Genomic DNA, 21,504 nt, shown 5'->3' with positions numbered 1-21,504 from the left:
AACGAATTTGAAAATAATATCACTAGGTTTCAACTCCGTGACTCAGCAATCAACGGATGGTACGTTTTACTTTAAAATACATGTCCCTGTATGTATGCTCAATATTTAGCATTGAAAATCTTTTCTCAATAGACTTAGCAATCTTATCAACGGAAATAATCTTATTTCGAGAGTAAAACATCATCATTTTAGTTTGTAAGTCATCGATGGAATTACAAATAAGATCAGGGCAATCTAATACATAAGGCACCCCTGAATTATTCATAGAAATAACCGGCGTCCCGCATAATATTGATTCAGCAGCAACAAGTCCAAATCCTTCTTTCAATGAAGGTATAACTAACAAATCTATAGAAGAATATATTTCTGTTATGTTAGCACTACGCCCATGGAATATCACCATGCTTTCCAGATTCAATTCAGCCACATAATCTCGCAAATGTTGAGCATTTTCCCCATCTCCTACAATTAGCAATTTAGAATTAGGCGCCGTATTTTTTATATGAGAAAACGCTTCTATTAGTAATTCAACATTTTTGTCTTTATGTAGTCGTCCGACATACCCGAATAAAAAAACACCCTCATTAATTGCGTAGGCCTTCTTTATTTTCTCACAACCAAACTTGTCGAACGCAAATTTATCTAATGGTATCCCGTTTGGTATAGTGACACCACCATAGAATGCGGATGCTTCATCACAAACACAGGTATTCAAATCTTTTAAAAAATTTGTAGCCTTTAATAATAAACATCTTATTTTTGATGTTTCACAAAGATTATGGAAAGTATTGATAACGACAAATTTCTTGACTGGAATCAACCTAACAGCCATTATTGCGTGAAACATATGTCCATGCACAACATCTGGTGCGATTTTTTTTAATATCTTAGACAGCCCCAAAAGAGCTTTAAAATAACCAACTGCCGATTTATTACATTTAAGATTAATAATTTTAATTGAATTGTTTTCAGGTTTTGTTACAGTTTTTCCTGTGAGAGAAATCAAGTAAACGTCGTTATCAGTGAGGGCTTGTTGATCTGCTAAGTCGCAGACGGTTCTTTCAGCCCCCCCTAAACCAAGGGATGTAATAACATGAACAATCTTCATAATGCTCCTACAGTCTTTCAACCGAAAAAAAACATGCGTAACTTACTGAAAAACATCAGGTATGCCGGTAATATAACATTAACATGATAAAATATCAGCCATTTACATTCCATATTAACGTCAATAAATCAGAAATTATATCATTTTCAATATCAACAACCAAGAGAAATAAACCGTTTTATTCTCCTCGTCAACAGTATATTAGTAAAAAAGATGTAATGTAGTTATATCCTAACAATTTCAACCAAGGATTAATATAAGATTGTACATCAAAAACACTCTCACCTTTAAGTGGTTATTTAAGCAAAAATAAGCCACGTATTTAAACGTAGCTTAGAAATCAACATTCCCATGAAATCAAAAGATAGACATTTGATTATGAAATAGATTAAATAGTCTTCTTACGTTATCCTTCACTTAAATTGACACCTTTTATATGATAATTATTCAAAGCATTACGCACAAAAACAACACTCCCTCCGACGATCCCGCCGAGCAGAACCGCGAGAATCAGAGTGAGCAATTTTTTGGGGCTATCGATATGAACGGGCAAATCAGGTTTCATAACATAACGATAAACATGTATTGTTTCAGGTTCAATTTTTAGACCGCTAATATCGAGAAGGTTTTGCTTAGTTTGATAATATGTACTTGAGAATACTAATGGACGAGATGCTTCATTTTCAATCATAGATTTCAATGCTTCACTTCCCAAAAGGAACATTGTCTCCTGAGTTACATCTTGAGTTTGCTGTATCTGCGGCGCTACGATCTTTGCAGCTATTGAATTTTTAAGAGCCTCAGTTAATTGCTTTATACGTAGCTCTTTCTGTTCCTGAGCAACCTTCTCCTGGTTTTCAAGGGAGTCGGTTAAAGTAGCGATTTGTTGCTTAATGTTGTCTCTCAAGTCCAGAGCAAGCTCCTTAGCTGTTTGCTCGTCTATTTGCTGAATATATTGTGCCAGCTGCTTTTGAGCACCCTCGGGAGACTCGCCGGTGTAAGAGACACTAAGTGGCAGTGGTTGCCCTTTAACGGTTGGTTCAATAGTAAGCTTTTCAGGAATCTCTTGATTTTCAAGAGCTTGGGATAAAGCAGAAAATGATGAGTTAAAACGCCCAATTACTCGATTTTGAATATCCAGCATTGAAGGTGCAGCACTACCATAAAGTATGTTTAAAGCGTTAGAGTACGTTGCGATCTGCGCAGCATCAGGTTGAGCGATAATTGCAGATGATGTCCATTTCTCTTTCGCCACGATGATATAAACCCCGGCTACGACGATAAAAATGGAGATGAATGCTCCGATTATCCACTTTCCCCGCCACAACTGAAGGAAAAGATCAAGTAAATCAATTTGCTCCGTGTCGTTGCTTCTTTTGGCAAGGTGATTGTTGTTTTGTCTCATAAAATCCCTGACTGATCATAAGGGGAAAACTGTAGTGTTCGTATATTGTATCTGTTGCGGCCGATTTTTCTATCAGAATCCGATGAGTTATATCGGAAAGATGGGTTATGTAACTCGCAGCCAACGCGCTATCATATAGCAATTCTGATGCTGCAGGCATCGACGAGATAGAAAAGTTAACGAGGGAAGATATGAAATTTTTGGTTACGGGCGCGGCAGGGTTTATCGGTTCTCATGTCAGCAAACGCTTACTGGACGCCGGACACCAGGTCGTCGGGATTGATAATCTCAATGACTACTATGATGTGAACCTTAAGCTGGCACGTCTGGACTTGCTCAACTCCGCGAATTTCACCTTCCACAAGATGGAGTTAGCCGATCGTGAGGGGATGGCGGCGCTGTTTGCCAGCGAGAAGTTTGATCGCGTCATTCATCTGGCTGCACAGGCAGGGGTTCGCTACTCTCTTGAAAACCCACACGCCTATGCGGACGCCAACCTGGTGGGTCACCTCAACGTACTGGAAGGGTGTCGTCATAACAAGGTACAGCACCTGCTGTATGCTTCATCAAGCTCCGTTTATGGTCTGAACCGCAAGATGCCGTTCTCCACTGACGACTCCGTAGACCACCCGGTGTCACTGTATGCGGCGACCAAAAAAGCCAATGAGCTGATGTCGCATACCTATTCCCATCTGTATAACCTGCCGACCACTGGCCTGCGTTTCTTTACCGTATATGGCCCGTGGGGCCGTCCGGATATGGCGCTGTTTAAGTTCACCAAAGCGATGATTGAAGGCAAAAGCATCGATGTTTACAACTACGGTAAGATGAAGCGTGACTTCACTTACATCGACGACATCGCTGAAGCCATTATTCGTTTGCAGGATGTCATTCCTCAGGCCGATGCAGACTGGACAGTTGAGACCGGTTCCCCGGCAACCAGCTCCGCGCCTTATCGCGTTTACAACATTGGTAACAGCTCTCCGGTCGAGCTCATGGATTACATTACGGCGCTGGAAGAAGCACTCGGCAAAGAAGCAGAGAAAAACATGATGCCGATTCAACCGGGTGACGTGCTGGAAACCAGCGCGGATACGAAAGCGTTGTATGACGTTATTGGCTTTAAACCGCAGACTTCAGTCAAAGACGGGGTGAAAAACTTTGTCGACTGGTATCGGGCTTTCTACAAGGTCTGAAAATAAAAAAACCCGGCAACATGGCCGGGTTTTTTTATGCGCGTTAGAAGCTATCAATCGCTTCCGAACAGATCGCGGGTATAGACTTTATCCGCCACGTCCGCCAGCTCTTCCGCCATGCGGTTAGAGATGATCACGTCCGCTTCCTGCTTGAATGCATCCAGATCGCGAATCACGCGAGAGTGGAAGAACTCATCTTCCTGCATCGCTGGTTCATAAATAATAACCTGAACCCCTTTCGCCTTAATACGCTTCATGATGCCCTGAATAGAAGAGGCACGGAAGTTATCGGAACCGCTCTTCATGATCAGACGATACACGCCGACGACTTTAGGCTGACGCGCAAGGATAGAATCTGAGATGAAATCTTTACGCGTACGGTTAGCGTCAACGATCGCCGAAATCAGGTTGTTCGGTACAGCCTGATAGTTGGCCAGCAGCTGCTTGGTATCTTTTGGCAGGCAATAACCACCGTAGCCAAATGACGGGTTGTTATAGTGGTTACCAATGCGCGGATCCAGGCAGACGCCTTCAATAATCTGGCGGCTGTTCAGGCCAAGGCTTTCTGCGTAGCTGTCCAGCTCGTTAAAGTAGGCAACGCGCATGGCAAGGTAGGTGTTGGCAAAGAGCTTAATCGCTTCGGCTTCGGTGGAGTCGGTGAACAGTACCGGGATATCCTTCTTAACGGCACCTTCCTGAAGCAGTGCGGCAAAACGCTCTGCGCGGGCTGAACGCTCGCCAATAACGATACGAGAAGGATGCAGGTTATCGTACAGCGCCCTTCCCTCACGCAGGAACTCTGGCGAGAAGAAGATATTATCAATACCGAACTTCTCTTTAATAGATTTTGTAAAACCTACCGGAATAGTCGATTTAATAACCATCACCGCTTTTGGATTAATCGCGATAACGTCTTTGATCACCGCTTCCACCGTAGAGGTGTTGAAGTAGTTGGTTTTTGGATCGTAGTCCGTTGGTGTCGCGATGATAACGAAATCCGCATCACGATAGGCGTCTTCTTTATCGGTGGTTGCACGGAAATTAAGCGGCTTGTGCGCCAGATACTCCTGGATCTCTTTATCGACAATCGGGGACTTCTTCTGGTTAAGCATGTCCACTTTGGCCTGCACGATATCCAACGCAACCACTTCGTGGTTTTGAGCAATCAGTATGCCGTTTGAGAGACCGACATAGCCTGTTCCGGAGATGGTTATTTTCATTCGTTTAGCTTCTTCAGTATGAGTTTCTGGTGACATTCAAACAATCACCACAATGATTAACTGGGGTTTTTTTATCGCTAATGCTATTTAACTGTCAAGGTTATCCCCGAGCGGATGAACGTATTTCCCCCGCTAGTAGGCTGGCAGAACAGGGCTTATGGCGCCTTTTTTCCAGCAGCATTGCGATTTTTCACGATGCCGCAGACATTATCATATGCAGATTCAAATCAGACTATTCCCTTAGTCAGATTGAGAAGATATTGCCCATAGCCGGTCTTTTTCAAAGGCTCGACGAGTACACGGAGCTGTGCCGCATTGATAAAGCCTCTGCGGAATGCAATCTCTTCAGGGCAAGATACTTTCAGCCCCTGACGCTCTTCGATAGTTGCTATGAAATTACTTGCCTCAATCATGCTCTGGTGCGTCCCGGTATCCAGCCATGCATAACCGCGTCGCATCATCGCGACGGATAATCTTCCCTGCTGCATATAAAGACGGTTGATATCGGTGATTTCCAGCTCACCCCGCGCCGAGGGGCTTAAGCTCTTCGCCATCTCAATGACGTCGTTATCGTAAAAATAGAGGCCCGTTATGGCATAGTTACTTTTCGGCTGCTGAGGTTTTTCTTCAAGACCGATCGCAGTACCATCTTTGTCGAATTCAACCACACCGTAACGTTCAGGATCGCTGACATGATAGGCAAATACGGTTGCCCCATTTTCCTGACTGGCGGCACCCTCCAGCAATCGAGGAAGATCGTGTCCATAGAAAATATTATCGCCTAAAACCAGCGCACAGTTATCCTCGCCGATAAACTCTTCGCCAAGAATAAACGCCTGAGCTAAACCGTCCGGACTCGGCTGTATCTTATATTGCAAGTGTAACCCCCACTGGCTGCCATCACCCAGAAGTTGCTCAAAACGAGGGGTATCCTGCGGTGTACTAATGATAAGAATATCTTTGATACCAGCGAGCATCAGCGTTGAAAGCGGATAGTAGATCATCGGCTTGTCATAGATGGGCAACAACTGCTTACTCACTGCCATTGTGACGGGATAAAGACGAGTGCCCGAGCCACCCGCTAAGATAATACCTTTACGCTTCGCCATTACTTGCGCTCCCCATAATTCTGTTCAATCCAGCTCTTATAGGCGCCACTTTTAACATTCGAGACCCATTCCGAATTGTTTAAATACCATTCAACCGTTTTACGTATACCGCTTTCAAATGTTTCCCTGGGTGTCCAGCCCAGATCACGGCTAATTTTATGCGCATCTATAGCATAACGGCGGTCGTGGCCAGGCCGGTCTGCGACATAGGTTATCTGCTCGCGATATGATTTTTCCTTCGGAACAATTTCATCCAGCAAATCGCAAATAGTGTGTACAACCTCAATATTTTTCTTCTCGTTGTGACCACCGATATTATACGTTTCGCCAGGTTTACCTGTTGTCAGAACGGTATAAAGCGCACGGGCATGATCTTCCACATATAACCAGTCGCGAATTTGATCGCCCTTCCCGTAAATCGGTAACGATTTGTTCTCAATGGCATTAAGAATAACCAGCGGGATTAATTTTTCCGGGAAGTGGAAAGGTCCATAGTTATTTGAGCAGTTAGTGACTATTGCTGGCAAGCCGTAAGTACGGATCCACGCCCGGACTAAATGATCGCTGGATGCTTTGGAGGCGGAGTAAGGGCTACTCGGTGCGTATGACGTGATTTCTGTAAAAAGCGGTAATGGCGCAGAATCAGTTTGCTCATCAGGATGAGGTAAATCACCATACACTTCATCCGTTGAAATATGGTGAAAACGGAAGGCTGCTTTTGCCGCGTTATCCAGTGAAGACCAGTAAGCGCGGCAGGTTTCCAGCAGGACGTAGGTACCGACAATATTGGTTTCAATAAACGCCGCCGGCCCGGTTATAGAACGATCGACATGGCTTTCCGCCGCCAGATGCATTACAGCATCCGGCTGATGAGCGGCAAAAATGCGCTCCATGGCAACTTTGTCACAGATATCAGCATGTTCAAATACGTAACGTGCGTTATCGCTGACTTCTCGCAAGGATTCCAGGTTACCGGCATAGGTCAATTTATCAACGTTAACTACGCTATCCCGAGTATTGCGAATAATGTGTCGGATAACCGCGGAGCCAATAAAACCGGCCCCACCAGTAACAAGAATTTTCACGCGATCTATTCCGTTAAAAAGTGAGTGGATTGGGCGGGATAAAAAAGCCCGGTATCGCTACCGGGCTTGATAGAATGGCAACAACTAATTCAGTTTAATCCAGCCATTCGGTGTGGAACACACCTTCTTTATCAGTGCGTTTGTAGGTATGCGCACCGAAGTAGTCACGCTGAGCCTGAATCAGGTTAGCAGGCAGAACGGCAGCACGGTAGCTGTCGTAATAGGCCACTGCAGCGGAGAAGGTTGGAACCGGAATACCGTTCTGCACAGCGTAGGCAACCACGTCACGCAGCGCCTGCTGGTATTCGTCCGCAATTTTCTTGAAGTATGGTGCCAGCAGCAGGTTCGCGATACCTGCGTTTTCCGCATAGGCATCAGTGATTTTCTGCAGGAACTGCGCACGAATGATGCAGCCCGCACGGAAAATCTTCGCGATTTCACCGTAGTTCAAATCCCAGTTGTTTTCGTCTGATGCCGCACGCAGCTGAGAGAAGCCCTGTGCGTAAGAAACGATTTTGCCCAGGTACAGTGCGCGACGCACTTTCTCAACGAACTCGACTTTGTCGCCGGCTGGTTTGGCCTGCGGGCCAGACAGCACTTTGGATGCCGCCACACGCTGCTCTTTCAGAGAAGAGATGTAACGCGCGAATACGGATTCGGTAATCAGAGACAGCGGTTCACCCAGATCCAGGGAGCTCTGGCTGGTCCATTTACCGGTACCTTTGTTTGCTGCTTCATCCAGAATCACATCAACCAGGTATTTACCTTCTTCATCTTTCTTGGTGAAGATATCTTTGGTGATGTCGATCAGGTAGCTGTTCAGCTCGCCTTTGTTCCACTCGCTGAAGGTCTCGGCAAGTTCTTCGTTAGAGAGGTTCAGGCCGCCTTTCAGCAGCGAATACGCTTCAGCGATCAGCTGCATGTCGCCGTATTCGATACCGTTGTGAACCATCTTCACGTAATGGCCTGCACCGTCTGCGCCGATATAGGTCACACACGGCTCGCCATCTTCCGCGACAGCGGCGATTTTGGTCAGGATAGGTGCGACCAGCTCGTACGCTTCTTTCTGGCCACCAGGCATGATGGATGGGCCTTTCAGGGCCCCCTCTTCACCACCGGAAACACCGGTACCAATGAAGTTGAAACCTTCAGCAGAGAGTTCACGGTTACGACGGATGGTGTCCTGGAAGAAGGTGTTACCGCCATCAATGATGATGTCGCCTTTGTCCAGGTAAGGTTTCAGGGAGTCGATAGCAGCATCGGTACCTGCACCCGCTTTCACCATTAACAGGATACGACGAGGCGTTTCCAGGGACTCAACGAACTCTTTAACCGTATAGAAAGGAACCAGTTTCTTGCCTGGGTTTTCAGCGATGACTTCTTCGGTCTTATCACGGGAGCGGTTGAAAACGGAGACGGTATAACCACGGCTTTCGATGTTGAGCGCCAGGTTGCGCCCCATCACTGCCATACCGACAACGCCGATCTGTTGCTTGGACATTACATACTCCTGTCAGGTGTGGTCGCCGCGACTGTGCACGGCTTGAAAAGTAGTAAACATGTTAACCTAGAAAAGCTAAAAATGAACAGCTTTTACTGGCACCCATACAAGCTATGACTATTTTCACCACAATTATATTTTTTTTGTAAGCATAAATAAGTGCCCTTACGGCAGCTTACTATATAATAAACCAACACCGTTCTTCACTTTATTTAGCTTTGAAATATATACTCATTGAGTTTAAACACTGAGTTTATTTTAGGTCCAATCATTAGCAGTTATCATGTAAAACAGAATGGCCTTCATTTATAATGAAGTAATCATGACAGAGCCAAAAATGAAGACTTATGAAACACGCTTTTAAAATAGTCATTATTTTGGTTATACAAAAAAGCGTAAGTAGAAAAATTATTTAATTAGACATTGTAGATATTCATTTATTACAATTTTTTCATCGAAATGTTTTCGTATATACTCACGCCCTGCAATACCCATCCGAACTCGTTCATCTTGTCTCATCAAAATTACCTTTTCAAGTACGGATGCAAGTGATGCTGAGGATTTAATGTTGCAAAGATACCCCGTTTCTCTGTCAATAACCGTTTCTCTACAACCAACATTATCTGTTGTTACGATAATTTTTCCCATCGCAGCTGCTTCTAATAAACTTTTAGGAACACCTTCACGATAATATGAAGGAAGAACAACACAGTCGTTCTCCATCAGAATTTTTTCTATTTGATCGGTCTTGCCTAAAAAGTTGACAATGCTGTTTTGATGCCAAGAATTAATCTTATCTTTTGACACCGCTGATGGATTTCTTTCATCAACAAATCCCGCAAGACTAAAGAGAACTTTTTGACCGTATTTTTCTTTTAATTTAGCAGCGGCCTCAGCATATTCTAATATGCCTTTTTCTTTGATTAGCCTTGCAATTAAAACAAACTTAACAATTCCATCCTCGTCACGACAGGTATAATGAAATCGCTCCAAATCCACTCCCGATCCTGGGATTATTTTGCTTTTTTCAATTGTAGCTATTTTTCTATCCAAGAATATTTTCCGGTCTTCTCTATTTTGAAAGAAAATCACATCGGCACGTCGTTGAGAGATTTTATAAAGAAAACTAATAAACTTTTCAGACATTGATTTCCCAATAAACGCCGTACCAAGACCCGCTATATTGTTGACCACTTTTGCGGGCAAAAAGTATGCAGCCAACGTACTATAAATATTGTTTTTAGGAGTGAAGTTAAATATTAAATCAGGTCGGATTTTATAGTAAACAAAAATAAATGATAATAATGTTATTGCTTCTTTTAAAGGATTCATTCCTCTACCAGAAATTTTAAGATTGATACAAACACAGCCTAATTCTTTAAGTTTTGATGTGTAATCATCACTGGGGGCAACAATGAAAACTTTATTTCCAGTCTCAATAAATTGTCTGATAGTGTTTCTTCGAAAATTATACAAATACCAACCAGTATTGGCAGACAAAACAACTTTTTTCATTGAAGACGCTCACAACCTTGAATGTTTTTTTTCCAAAAAATTAATCTAGTAGATAAACTAACAACTAATGCCAAAATTAAAATCTGCAGCCACAAACTTAAATATGTCATAAAACTTTCATGAAAAAATGCAAAAACAATGCTATATGCAAAAAGAGAGTAAAATATTTTTGCCCATAAAGAAAAATAACTTAATTTCCACAAAACTCCACAAATAAAACCGTGTATTGAACTGACAATGATAGATACAAACCAACCATAAACAACATAATCCGAATATGCTGTATACACGTTAGTAGGAACACCGACATACACAAATGGACGATGCAAACTTGAAGGAACTTCCTCCCCACTCAACTTAGCAAAAAACCTTAAAAGGTTGCTATCTCCTAATTTGTCCCACAAAAGATAATTCTCTTGCATAGCTATTGTTGGACTAGATATATACATAGTTAGATAAGTTTTTAATGCTAAAATAAAGTTAGATGAATCATTATTGCGTACAACAAAACTGAAAAATAGGAACACACATACACCTAGCAAAGCAAATAATAATATTGATTTCAACCTCCTTTTTGTCATTATAAAGAAAGTAGAAATAAACAACATAAAAGTGGCTTGTTTGGATGTACTTGCGATTGAAACTGCCAGCAAAAGGATAAGCATTAGTATGAGTAATAATTTATTCTTTGAAGTATTTTCCCTCGCGATTAATAGCCACCCCCATAAGACATATATTACTGTTAACAAGTATTGTATTTGAGAATGACCTTCGCTCACCTCCTCTGATCTAATTTCATGAAGTGATTGTCTAATTTCAGACAATGATGTCCCATAACCATTAAATCGCAAAATAACATATGCTGAAGCAACAGTTACAAATACAATGACAAGAGTATTATAACTAATACGTGATTCTAACCTATAATTTTGATTACTCGTCCCTTTTAAGCACAAAGCCCCTGACAACGAACTAAACGAAAAAATAACCACATTAGCGAATATAAACAACTGAGTCTCTAGTTCAAATTCATAGACAAGAATATCAGAAGTCCATATTATAATTAATGAAACAAAAATAAAAGATGATGATAATAAAAAAGCTGGATTAAATACATCTCGTGAAAATCTATAGAAAAAAAGAACCAATGGTAGTAGCAATATAATTAAGTACATATCTCACCGTTAAGTACCTTTATATTTAAAAAACTATTCAACTGCTTCATGAAGAGCTTTCTTTAAATAATAACCACAAGAAATTTGACGACCAACACGTTTAGCACCTTCAAAATAAACATCATGATTGCTAGTATTTTCTAAGAAAATAGATATATCAGAAAGTTTTTCAATTAAAACGCCACATTTTTCTCTCATTACGAAATCGGCCAGAGCAGATTGTTTCCAAACAAATATCGGCAAACCCAATGATAAATATAATGAAGCTTTATGTGGGTTGTTATATTTCAGGTACTCTCCATAGACTCCTTCACATGTCAAATGAGAATTACCATCCCATACCAACCCATAGAGCTTTTTATTTAAATTTAATATAACTTCAGGTTCATTAGCCTCAAAAACGCCATGATAAACGAGATGTTCATTTACTCCATTATAATTAATACCAAACAAATCAATTGGGATCTTGCTTTCCCAGTGATAAAGATACCCAGCCTTTTGTTGAGATAAATTGCCTGCAATTAATAGCCCAATTTTTTTATCTGAATTATCAGACAATATTTTTTTTGATGTTAACAAATAGTCAAAAATGCCTAACGTGATAATCTTATTACGAGATATACCTATACTCTCTAAATAATTATTCATGGAAGGGTTGTGGCTTATAATTTTAAACGCTTTAAATAAAACCTCGTCTTCAGTAACATTACGTCTCAATGAATTTAGGTCGTGAATAATAAATATGACTTTCAGTTTACGGAAAGAAACAAAATAAGAAAGAATTATATTATATGGTTTCGCCAGCGGATAGTTAAAAACAATAATCTCTGCACTGTTAATTTTCATCAAAAACAGAATTAGTGACAAGGCACTTTTAAATCGAGAATACAAAGATCCAATGCTTAGTGGTAGCTTAACAATTCTTCCGCCAATAGCCTCAGCAATCTCTTTGGAATCAAATCTCGCTTTAAATCCTGCATGATTAGCGGTTTCAGTTAAATCGTGAACAAAAATAAATTTAGACATAAATATTCTTATACTAGACTATTATTTAGCTTGTTTAGAAACAAAATGTAAAGCTGATGCGATTACTTGATGCATATCGTAGTATTTATATTCAGCCAGTCGCCCACCAAATGACACGTTATTGTCTTTGTCAATTAATGTTTTGTACTTTTTATACAACTCCATATTTTTTACATCATTAACAGGATAATAAGGTTCATCTCCAACCGACCACTCTATCGGGTATTCCCTAGTAATGATGCTATGAGGAGTATCAACGGGATCAAAATGTTTGTGCTCAATTATTCGAGTATAAGGGACTTCAGCCTCAGTGTAATTTATTACTGCATTTCCCTGATAATTATCTACATCAACTTTTTCGGTTTCAAAACGTAATGATCGGTATTCTAATTGACCATAACAATAGTCAAAGTACTCGTCAATTGGACCAGTATATATAATTTTATCGGCAAGAGAGCTCAATTCTTTCTTGTTTTTTAAAAAATCAACGCCTAATTGAACGTCAACCCCTTCCAGCATTTTTTCAACCATTTTAGTATACCCCCCAATAGGGATACCCTGGTAACGGTCAGAAAAATAGTTATTATCATAAGTCATACGAACTGGTAAGCGACTGATAATAAACGCTGGCAATTCAGTGGTTCTTCTTCCCCACTGTTTTTCAGTATAACCTTTTATAAGCTTTTCATAGATATCGCGACCAACTAATGAAATTGCTTTTTCTTCAAGATTTTCAGGCTGTTTATCGCCTAACTCCTTTCGCTGTTCGTTAATAATCGCTAATGCTTCCGAAGGTGTTTTTGTACCCCAGAGCTGATAAAAGGTATTCATATTAAATGGGAGATTATAAAGTACACCTTGATAGTTTGCCAATGGCGAGTTTGTGAATCTATTAAACTCAACAAATGAATTTACATAATCCCAAATTTTTTTGTCATTCGTGTGGAAGATATGTGCACCATATTTATGAACATGTATTCCATTATTATTTTCTGTAAATGCATTCCCGGCAATATGATCGCGTTTTTCAACGACAAGTACTTTTTTCCCCATTTTTTTAAGTTCGAAAGCACATACTGACCCAAAGAGACCCGCACCAACTATAAGATAATCGTACATTAAACCCACCAATCATTTAATAATATATATATGTTTATAACGCAGAAATAAATACATTGAGATCGTTACAAATGATTCTGTAATCAGAAGAGATACCGCAGCTCCGACTTCGGAGTAATAATAAATAAGAGGATAAATAATTATTAGATTAATTACCCCACTGGCAAGAAGGATACGGCTAAATTGTTTTTTATAGTTATGTGTCAACATTGTCTGCACTCCAAAAATATTGCTTAAAATCACAACAAAAGGAAGGAATGCAATCAAGCGAAGAACGTCAACTGATTTTTCATAGCCAACGCCAGCCCCAAACTCAATAAGCCACGGAGATAAAATAAAAAGAAGAATTGAACCAATAAATGCCAAACCTCCAACATAACGAACACACTTTCTTATTAACGACAATGCCGCTTGATATTCATTATCAAACAAAGTGTTTATTCTTGGATATATAGCTTGGGTTATTGGGCTAAGTAAGCCTTGCGCCGCATTTCTGATTGTGTTTGCAGCATTGAAAATCCCTACAGCTACCGGACCGGCAACAAAACCTAGAATAACAGTGGTGCTAATCGTATAAAGGCTGATAGCTGATGTAGAAAGGAATACATGCCAACCGTTAATAAGACTTAGTTTTATTTGTGTAAGATTAAAGCAAAAACCGGAAACCCAGCCTCGATTAACAATTAAAAATAGACCAATACTCCCAGCGATGAAATTTACCGACCCCTGAATTAACGCTGCTAACCAAATATCCTTTTGTGAAGATACAAAAATGAATGTGAGAGGTATGACACAACACCTTGCAGAAATAGTACATAATGTTATCCATTTCATTTTTTCTATACCCTGAAAAAACCAGACTGGATAAATTATATTTCCTATAACCAAAGGTGAAAAAGCCAGAAGAATATACCAAACACTGTTATATTGCGGGATAAAAAGACACGCAATTAAAAGAATAATAAACGCGAATAATGCAAGAAAAAACTTTGCGAAAATCACACTCCAGAATATCTGGGTCAATTCATGTTTGTCATTTTTATTTTTCGCGATTTGTTGGGTGGCAGTCCAGTTAAATCCATAATCAGTCACAAGAACAAGATATTGCATTGAGGCCTGACAAAAACCAAGTAGGCCAAAAAATTCTGGTCCCAAGACTCTAACAAGATATGGAAATGTGATGAGAGGTAATATGTAAGAACTCCCCTGAACCAAAGCAAGATATAATATATTTTTATTGAGAGTTGAGTTGAATGTCACTAAACACCATATATGTCGCAATAAATTTGGCACGCTACCGCCCCTGGCTTAATAGCTACCAGTGCACTAACGAGGGATGTCTATATGTCAACACGATTCAAGCTAGAAACCACTCTAGAATCTGTTGTTAAGTCTTTGTTATTGTGTTCATAAAGCACCTATAAAACAAGTGGAAAACATGTTTTTGAGCATCAAGATTCAAGTTTTCCTGAATGATGACAAGAATTATATTAATACTAATGGCAGCATGAGAATATAGTACTTAAACCTTTACTCTCATCTGCCTTTTAGCGTGCCGAATACCATAAGCGTATTTAATATTCTGCCAGCAGCTTCTCAATCCGGCTTCTGAACTTCGCCCCTTCCTTCAGGTTACGCAGCCCATAGTTCACAAACGCCTGCATATAGCCCAGCTTCTTACCGCAGTCGTAGCTCTCACCGGTCATCAGCATCGCATCGACAGACTGCTTCTTCGCCAGCTCGGCAATCGCGTCGGTGAGCTGAATACGCTCCCAGGCACCTGGCTCGGTTTTTTCCAGCTCGGCCCAGATATCCGCGTTCAGAACATAACGGCCAACCGCCATCAGGTCTGAGTCCAGCGTCTGTGGCTGATCCGGTTTTTCGATGAATTCCACAATGCGGCTCACCTGCCCTTCCGTCTCCAGCGCTTCTTTGGTCTGGATAACAGAGTACTCGGAGAGATCGCCTTTCATGCGTTTCGCCAGCACCTGGCTACGACCCGTTTCATTGAAACGTGCCACCATGGCCGCCAGGTTGTAACGCAGCGGGTCGGCAGAAGCGGTATCAATGATGATATCCGGCAGCACCACGATGAACGGGTTATCACCCACAACCGGACGGGCACAGAGAATAGAGTGACCCAGACCCAGCGGCTGTGCCTGGCGCACGTTCATGATGGTCACGCCTGGAGGACAAATAGACTGTACTTCCGCCAGCAGCTGGCGTTTGACGCGCTGCTCAAGCAACGCTTCGAGTTCGTAAGAAGTGTCGAAATGGTTTTCTACCGCATTCTTTGAAGAATGGGTAACCAGGACGATTTCTTTGATCCCTGCAGCAACAATCTCGTCGACAATGTACTGAATCATTGGCTTGTCGACGATCGGCAGCATCTCTTTTGGAATGGCTTTTGTGGCTGGCAGCATATGCATGCCCAGGCCTGCTACCGGAATGACTGCTTTCAAATTAATCATTATATCTTCCACCTTAAAATGGTTGACGAATTATAGCTCTTAAACCTGTTTTCGCCAGCATGATTTGCCGTAATTCTCGGGTAATGTTACGCCCTGACCACACTAATTTCTGTAGTTGTAATCTGATTCGATCACAATTTCGTACCAGGAATAGTCTCAAAACTGACGCTTGTCGATTAACTGTGCGGAAGCGCAAAATTCAGCCGTTCGGTATTCACCACCTGCTGATCGACCCGGTCAATATCCACCGAACTTTGTCCTTTCTCATTCACTGCTTTAATGTTCGCCAGTGACAGCAGCGTCTCGTCTCTCGCCATGAATTTCCCCCGCACGTCCTTACGCAGGTCGAAATTGATCTTCAGGGCCGGGCCCACAGCGGCTTCCTGCATCACATTGATATTGCGCATAAAAAGATGCTGGGGCTTATTGTGCAGCTCCAGGGTGGCGCGCTGCATCTCAACGTTGGTAATCGCCACAAACGACGTCGCGTTACCGGATGAAATTTGTATTCCGCGCAGCTTATAGGCAAGCTGGCGATTATCGAGATGGATATTGTTGAGTTTGAAGTTCTGTGGAATGGACAAATAATCGCCCTTTATCACCCCATAACCGATTAACATGCCGGCGCTATTGACCATGTCGACATTATCAATAATGAAATTATCACAGCCATAAATCGCTACCGTAGCGTTATCAATTCCCGCCTTTTTACTGAAGTCAGGGGTGATATTTTTGGCCTTTATATTGCGGATAACAAAATGTTTTCCGTTTTCGACGTGCACCAACTGACGACAGTTGCTGCCAGTGATGTTGGCCACCACGAAGTTCTTAACGGTTTGCTTCTCAGGATAGTCGTTATCGTAGGTACTTCCGGCAAGACCAATGCCAATGCCCCAGTTGATCTTGCCGTTGGTGCAGTTGATGTTGTCGATCACATGGTCGGAAATCAGGATATTGCGGTCATTAATGGCGACGTTCCACTCGATCGCATCGCCCTGCAGGTGGCTAAATTTGCTGTTGGTGATGCGGGCGCCGTCCACCTGGTTATGGAAACCCTGGCGCAGAATGGCATAGTTGGCCTGGCTCACGCGGATGTTATCAATGACCAGATTGCGCATCACGCTGGGCTTCTTACCGCCGATGTAGATCTGCGTCACCGGACCAAACCCGCTCATCGCGAGTCCTTTGATAGCACAGTCAGAGCCGCGAACGTCCAGGGTAATATTTTCCGTGCGTCCCTCGCCCTCGCCAATGACCTTACTGCCCTCCTGCAGGACAAAGCGGCCCCGTCCGTTGCCGGTTAACGCCCCGCGGATTAGCAGCGTTTTCCCGTCAGGAATGAAAATGCCGGTATTGATGTTTTCGCAGGTCAGCCCTGCGGGGACCACAACCGTGTCCCCTTCGGTAAACGCCTGCTTAAAGGCGGCGATCCAGTCGTTGTTATTGTACTGATTAACAGAAACCGTTCTTCCGCCTGCCGCCCGCGCAAGGCGGGAGGAGAGCAGCGGCGTGGCCGCCAGCGCGGAGAGAGAAGAGACAAAAGTGCGTCGGGTAATCTTTTTCAGCATACAACCTCGGCGTTACAACGTTTGCAGCAGGCTCGCTAACTGACGATTGATCACCTGCTGGTTAAAATCTGCCTCGACTTTTTGTCGGGCATTGTGGAGCACGGGCTCCAGCGCCTGCTGGTCGATGTCGCTGAAAGCGGCTAAGCGGTCGGCCAGCGCCATGGCGTTATTTTCCGGCACCAGCCAGCCGGAATAGTCAGACTGGATAAGCTCCGGGATCCCGCTGTGCAGGGTCGATACCACCGGAATGCCGACGGCCATCGCCTCCATTAACGCCACCGGGATGCCTTCCATGTCGCCATCGGTGCCCGTTACGGACGGCAGCAGGAAGACGTCCGCCTCGTCGAGCATCGCCTTGACCTCGTGGCTCGGCTTAAAGCCCGGCATCTCGACAACATCTTCAAGCTGATATTGTTCGATAAGCGTGCGCAGACGACGCTCCCACGGGCCAATCCCGAGAATGCGATAGTGGAAATCCACCCCGCGCGCCTTCAGCTGGCGGCAGGCTTCAATCGCCACATGCAGCCCTTTTTTCTCGGTCAGGCGAGCAACGGAGATAATTTGCAGCGGTTTGCCCGGCACCTTCACCGGACGGCGGGTAAAGCGCGTGAGATCCACGCCCATGCGCGAAACAGCAATTTTCTCTCCCGGGCAGCCCATGTTTTTAAGGCGTCCGGCCCACAGTTCGCTGATAGGCAGCATCATGTCGCCGCGGCGGAAAAGCTGCTGATACTCCGGCGTGTAGTGGTTCAGCACTTCACGGCTGGAGATGTCAATGCCGTGGAAAATGGTCGCGATTTTCCCGTCGATCACCCCCAGTTCACGCAGTTTCGCCGCGGTGACGCCCGCCGGGCCAAAGTGGGCGATAAACACATCCGCACGATACGGCTGCGCCGTTTGCCCGCAAATGGCCGACAGGATCAGATTGCGCGACTCCGCGCCATAGCGGGAAATATTCAGCGCGCGCCAGGTCGACGGGCGATGGATCCCGCGTAAGGTCTGGCTGGCCCGGTGGCGCAGTTTGCTCAGCTTCCCGGACGGCTCATCCTGCAGCCAGCGGGTTTTCGCCTCCAGCCCGTACTGGCTATACGCCGCATGGGTGTTTTGGGTATCGCCCTTTTGCAGGGCGATGATCTCCACGTCATATCCCATATCGATAAACGCGGTGATTTGGTTCAGAACAAAGGTTTCAGACGACAGCGGAAATTTCAGTAAGAAGAAACCAACCTTCATTTCCCCTCCCGGACGCGATCGAGTACCGATTTCACCATCCCCATCCCCTTCTCGCGCTCGGCTTTCACCGCCACGGCCAGGCGTTCATTGATGGCAGGCAACTGACCCAGCGTGTCCCCGACCATCGCACCGAGCGAACCATCCAGCAGATGACGGATATCCACGGCCATTTCCGGCATACCGAGCTGCTGCATGATCCCGGCGGACTTGTGCTCATAGTTAATGGCAATCGCCGGCGTACCGAAGTTCATGGAGATAATCGCCGAGTGCAGACGAGTGCCCACCGTCAGGTCGCAGGCGGAGAGCAGCTTGCCCATCTCGAGGTCATTCAGTTCGTCCATCACCACGTGATAGCGGGACGGGTCATTGACCAGGTTGCGCAGGTTGAGCGCCACCATGCGGTCGTCTTTGTTATAGCTGTCGATACCGGTGCAGGTGGAGAGCGCCAGCACCTGATAACCGCTGTCCAGCACGCGGTTCACCACGTCAGCGAACGCTTTCTCATATGCCGCCTGCGTGGTACCTAAACGTTTATCGAAGGGGGCCAGCTCGCGCAGGGTAATCGCGACGGTTTTCTGTTTCGCCGCCACATCCAGCCAGTGCTGCACCGCGTAGCTTGCCTGGAAGCTCTCTTCCTGATGATCCACCAGCCAGGCCGTGTCCACGCCGTGCTCCACTTTCGAGGTGTCGATCTCGCTGCGCTTCATCATTTCAAGACTGACCGACTCGCGCAGGATCAGGGCATCGCAGTGGCCGAAAACGTAGTTTGCCAGCTGGTTAAACTGCGGATCCTGGAACGGCCCCACGCTGTGACCAATCATAAACAGCGGCTTTTTCGCCATGAACGTACACAGCGCATGTTCAAACTGCGGTACACCGTACAGATCGACGAAGAACGACCCGCCGACCTGAATAATCGCGTCATAGCCCGACAGCAGACGAACGAAATCGGTAAAGCCCTGGGCGATAGCGATGTTGCGCAGCTTGCCGGTATCGGTCACCCGGGAAAGCAGCACCTGGTGCTGGTAGCGACGACGCAGCACTTTCTTCACGCGCCCCATCACGCCCGCGGCGTTGTTATGCTGTTTCATCTGGCTGTAGAGCGGGTCGCCCATCACCGGGCGATTGAGTAACCAGGATGAGCTGACCGGATAACGGCTCATCACGTCCACTTCGGTCTCAGGCTTAAGGGTGTTAATCGCATCCAGTAAACCGCGCAGGATGGCGCTGTCGCCACGGTTGCCGCAGGTATGGTTGCCAAGAATTAATAATTTCATAATGGCCTCTTAAATAACTAGCCTGCGCGAAGCAGCGTTTTCATTTTTTCGTTACGGCAAAACTGGCGCTTCATCTCCACCACCAGCGCATTGCGTGACAGCACAATCATCACGACGAATGCCAGCGCGCCCGCGGCAACCTGCACCGCCAGCAGCGCCGCCAGCGGCAGATGACCGGTCAGGATCATGCCCAGGCCGTAGCTCACCGCCAGGGTCGGCAGGGAGAGATAGAACGGCAGCCACAGGCTCAGGATGTACTGACGGTAGCTGGAGCCCAGCACCGGCTTGAGCATGATGAAGTAGCTCAGCACGGTGTTGACGACCTGCACCAGCAGGAAGCCAAGCGTGACGCCGATGGCGCCCGCCATGTGTCCACCGACGATGATTGCCGGAATAAACAGGAAGGTTTTAAAGACGTTGAACTTAAAGCTGATATCCACGCGCGCTTTTGCCATCAGCAGAGAACCGATCGGATTCCCCACGGAGCGCAGCAGCCCCACCACGCAAAGCAGCTGCAGGATCGGGATAATACCGTTCCATTTTTCACCAAACACCAGCGGCACGAAATTGCTGGAAACCACCATCAGCCCCAGCAGAACCGGGAAGTTGATAATCCCCACCACGGAGAGCAGCTTGTAGAAATTGACCCGCAGCTTCTCGGTGTCGTCCTGAATCTTGGCGAACGCCGGGAACAGCACGCGGGTAATAATCGGGTTCAGCTTCATCGGCGGGACGACCGCAACGTTATAGGCCAGGTTGTAGCCCCCCGCGACGCTCGCCCCGAGAATACGGGCCAGCACCAGCGTGGAGAGATTGGTGTTCACATAGTTGATGATGCTGTCCGCCGTCAGCCATGCGCCAAAACGCAGGTTGGAGGAGACGGACGCCAGTGAGAAATGCAGCCCCGGACGGTAGATCTTGCGGCCAAAATAGCCGAACAGCAGCGTGCGCACGGCAGAGTTAACCAGATACCCCAGAATGGCGGTCATGGCCAGCGGCCAGAAATGGGCGCTCACCACGGTGAAGGTAAAGCCCGCCAGCACGGCGCTGGTCTCGATCATGCCGATCTTGTTGAACTCCAGCTCTTTCTGCATCAGCGCGCGGAACTGCTGCCCGTGGGGGATCACCACGAAAGCAAACGACAGCGTACGCATCAGCGGCGCCAGATCCGGGCTGTGCAGCACGCTGGCGATGGTATCGCTCAGCAGGAACACCAGCACAAACACGAAAATCCCCAGCCCGACGTTCAGCCAGTAGAGCGTGGTCAGCTCCAGATGGCTAATCTCTTTGCGCTGGATAATCGAGTTGGCGATACCAAAATCAGACAACGTATCGGCCAGCGCGATAATCACCAGCGAAACGGTCAGCAGGCCGAACTGGTGGTTATCGATAATGCGCGCCAGCACGGTCATCTGCACCAGGCCGAGGCCAATGATGACGATGGTCGCCATCGCTGACCACTTGGCGCCGCTGATGGTTTTTTCACGTAAGCTCAT

Annotated in this window: 17 protein-coding genes; 1 reads left to right on the top strand and 16 read right to left on the bottom strand. The window is 45.1% G+C overall.

Features of this window, described 5'->3' with window-relative positions:
* Positions 1–49: 49 nt before the first annotated feature.
* Positions 50–1,108, bottom strand: coding sequence for a glycosyltransferase (locus LDK53_RS05300; RefSeq protein ID WP_225284824.1), 1,059 nt, complete (start codon positions 1,106–1,108; stop codon positions 50–52).
* A gap of 406 nt (positions 1,109–1,514) precedes the next feature.
* On the bottom strand, positions 1,515–2,513 hold the full coding sequence (gene wzzB / locus LDK53_RS05295; protein ID WP_225284822.1) for an LPS O-antigen chain length determinant protein WzzB: 999 nt from the start codon (positions 2,511–2,513) through the stop codon (positions 1,515–1,517).
* Between the two features lie 191 nt (positions 2,514–2,704).
* On the opposite strand from wzzB, the gene LDK53_RS05290 reads away from it, so the two are divergent.
* Entirely contained in the window at positions 2,705–3,709 is a 1,005-nt protein-coding gene (locus tag LDK53_RS05290) for an NAD-dependent epimerase (RefSeq protein WP_225284821.1), read from the top strand.
* Between the two features lie 53 nt (positions 3,710–3,762).
* Here LDK53_RS05290 and ugd read toward each other — a convergent pair whose 3' ends face one another.
* From ugd to wzxC, 14 genes are all read right to left on the bottom strand, one after another.
* The gene (ugd, locus tag LDK53_RS05285) at positions 3,763–4,929 is read right to left on the bottom strand and encodes a UDP-glucose 6-dehydrogenase (protein ID WP_225284820.1); all 1,167 of its coding nucleotides are present in this window, start codon (positions 4,927–4,929) and stop codon (positions 3,763–3,765) included.
* Positions 4,930–5,156: 227 nt separating this feature from the next.
* The gene (rfbA, locus tag LDK53_RS05280; protein WP_225284814.1) at positions 5,157–6,038 is read right to left on the bottom strand and encodes a glucose-1-phosphate thymidylyltransferase RfbA; all 882 of its coding nucleotides are present in this window, start codon (positions 6,036–6,038) and stop codon (positions 5,157–5,159) included.
* Positions 6,038–7,123: a dTDP-glucose 4,6-dehydratase gene (rfbB, locus tag LDK53_RS05275; RefSeq protein ID WP_225284813.1), complete on the bottom strand. Its 1,086-nt coding sequence runs from the start codon at positions 7,121–7,123 to the stop codon at positions 6,038–6,040. Before rfbB ends, rfbA begins: the two co-directional genes overlap by 1 nt.
* A 94-nt stretch (positions 7,124–7,217) precedes the next feature.
* Complete coding sequence (gene gndA / locus LDK53_RS05270) at positions 7,218–8,624, bottom strand: NADP-dependent phosphogluconate dehydrogenase (protein WP_225284812.1); 1,407 nt, start codon at positions 8,622–8,624, stop codon at positions 7,218–7,220.
* 408 nt (positions 8,625–9,032) lie between these two features.
* Complete coding sequence (locus LDK53_RS05265; protein WP_225284811.1) at positions 9,033–10,139, bottom strand: glycosyltransferase family 4 protein; 1,107 nt, start codon at positions 10,137–10,139, stop codon at positions 9,033–9,035.
* Positions 10,136–11,314, bottom strand: coding sequence for an O-antigen polymerase (locus LDK53_RS05260; RefSeq protein ID WP_225284810.1), 1,179 nt, complete (start codon positions 11,312–11,314; stop codon positions 10,136–10,138). The genes LDK53_RS05265 and LDK53_RS05260 overlap by 4 nt, the downstream gene beginning before the upstream one ends.
* A 33-nt stretch (positions 11,315–11,347) precedes the next feature.
* Positions 11,348–12,340, bottom strand: a complete 993-nt coding sequence (locus LDK53_RS05255; RefSeq protein ID WP_225284809.1) for a hypothetical protein — start codon at positions 12,338–12,340, stop codon at positions 11,348–11,350.
* Between the two features lie 21 nt (positions 12,341–12,361).
* Entirely contained in the window at positions 12,362–13,459 is a 1,098-nt protein-coding gene (gene glf / locus LDK53_RS05250) for a UDP-galactopyranose mutase (protein ID WP_225284808.1), read from the bottom strand.
* Positions 13,460–13,471: 12 nt separating this feature from the next.
* Positions 13,472–14,752: a flippase gene (locus tag LDK53_RS05245; protein WP_318527747.1), complete on the bottom strand. Its 1,281-nt coding sequence runs from the start codon at positions 14,750–14,752 to the stop codon at positions 13,472–13,474.
* Between the two features lie 281 nt (positions 14,753–15,033).
* A complete protein-coding gene (gene galF / locus LDK53_RS05240) occupies positions 15,034–15,930 on the bottom strand; it encodes a GalU regulator GalF (protein ID WP_225284806.1) in 897 nt (298 codons plus the stop codon).
* Positions 15,931–16,106: 176 nt separating this feature from the next.
* Positions 16,107–17,498, bottom strand: coding sequence for a colanic acid biosynthesis protein WcaM (wcaM, locus tag LDK53_RS05235; RefSeq protein WP_225284804.1), 1,392 nt, complete (start codon positions 17,496–17,498; stop codon positions 16,107–16,109).
* Between the two features lie 12 nt (positions 17,499–17,510).
* Complete coding sequence (gene wcaL / locus LDK53_RS05230; protein ID WP_225284802.1) at positions 17,511–18,731, bottom strand: colanic acid biosynthesis glycosyltransferase WcaL; 1,221 nt, start codon at positions 18,729–18,731, stop codon at positions 17,511–17,513.
* Positions 18,728–20,008 carry a colanic acid biosynthesis pyruvyl transferase WcaK gene (gene wcaK, locus LDK53_RS05225; protein WP_213381148.1) on the bottom strand — a complete coding sequence of 427 codons (1,281 nt, stop codon included), beginning with the start codon at positions 20,006–20,008 and terminating at the stop codon, positions 18,728–18,730. The genes wcaL and wcaK overlap by 4 nt, the downstream gene beginning before the upstream one ends.
* A gap of 17 nt (positions 20,009–20,025) precedes the next feature.
* On the bottom strand, positions 20,026–21,504 hold the full coding sequence (gene wzxC, locus LDK53_RS05220) for a colanic acid undecaprenyl disphosphate flippase WzxC (RefSeq protein WP_225284801.1): 1,479 nt from the start codon (positions 21,502–21,504) through the stop codon (positions 20,026–20,028).

The organism is Enterobacter sp. K16B (genome assembly GCF_020216105.1).
Lineage (GTDB): Bacteria > Pseudomonadota > Gammaproteobacteria > Enterobacterales > Enterobacteriaceae > Enterobacter > Enterobacter sichuanensis.
This window is presented reverse-complemented; position numbering and strand designations above follow the sequence as displayed.